General features: G+C 64.6%; 2 pseudogenes. One reads left to right on the top strand and one right to left on the bottom strand.

Annotated features, from left to right (window positions below):
* Window positions 1-160 (top strand): annotated as a pseudogene (locus AvAM_RS04760) (IS5/IS1182 family transposase); the annotation flags it as partial.
* Between the two features lie 618 nt (window positions 161-778).
* Here AvAM_RS04760 and AvAM_RS04765 read toward each other — a convergent pair.
* Window positions 779-1,044: pseudogene (locus AvAM_RS04765) on the bottom strand (IS481 family transposase); the annotation flags it as partial.

Raw genomic sequence — 1,044 nt, forward strand, 5'->3', positions numbered from 1 at the left:
GCCGATGGTCATGCCCAAGAAGCGCTGGGTGGTGGAGCGCACCCATGCCTGGCTGGAGCGCAACCGCAGGCTGGTGATGCACCACGATCGCAAGCCGTTCTATGCACAGGCATGGGTTTGGCTGGCGCAGGCGCGGATGCTACTGGGGCGGTTGAAATAGATTTCTTCTACACCCTCCAAAGAAAAGTACCCAAAAGAAAGGCGACCCCCAGTCTGCGACCCCTGCGCTTCGCTCCGGGGCAAACCTGCGTCGGGGCGGTTGCGGGGTGCACCGTGGAACTCGCTTTGCGCTGGCGCGCGCCGCTCGGACAGCCACGGCGAGTCAGAGCACGAGGCATGGGCGCTTCGACGCCCATGCTCACCCCACAACCGCCCCGCCGCAGGCGCAGCCAGCAGGGGGGTTGGCAGCCGAACAGCCATGCGGGCCTTTGCTTCGCTCGGCCCCACCTCGCGGGCGCAAGCGCCACGCGCTGAGCAGGTGGGGCCGAGCGCAGCGCAGCGAAGCAATGGCCCGTGTGGATGTCCGCACCCCGGGTTCCCTTCAGGATGCGCCGAGGAGCGCAGCGGCCAGCGGATCAGGGCTCGCGATTGTCTGAGCGCAGTGAAACGAAGCGAGTTGGAGCGAGACCCCGCTGGACGCGAGCACCGCAGGTTGCCCGCAGCGAAGCGAAGGGACGCAGCCTGTAGGGTCGCCTTTTCTTTGGTGACTTTCTTTTGGCTAAGCTGTTCAGACCGGACACATGGGTAACAGGTGTGCGGGGACATAGGGAACACCTCGTCAATTGGAAGCCGTCAAAGCGTTCATGTCCAGGCGCATGAATCGCTGGTGACAGAAGTACAGGTCAAAGCACCCGTCGTGCAGATCATCCGGGCGCAAGGCGACCGGCAGCCTGTGCAGTGCGCTGGATAGCCGCAGCTTGTGTCCCCGGAACTTCACAAAGCCATTCCAGCCCACCGTGAGCACGTGGTCGCGCTCGGCGTACTCGATGGGTGCCAGGATCGTTGGCATGGGCCGGAGACTCATGCGGTAGTGCTGCACCGGTG

Origin of the sequence: Acidovorax sp. NB1 (assembly GCF_005405905.1) — a bacterium.
Classification (GTDB): domain Bacteria; phylum Pseudomonadota; class Gammaproteobacteria; order Burkholderiales; family Burkholderiaceae_C; genus Acidovorax.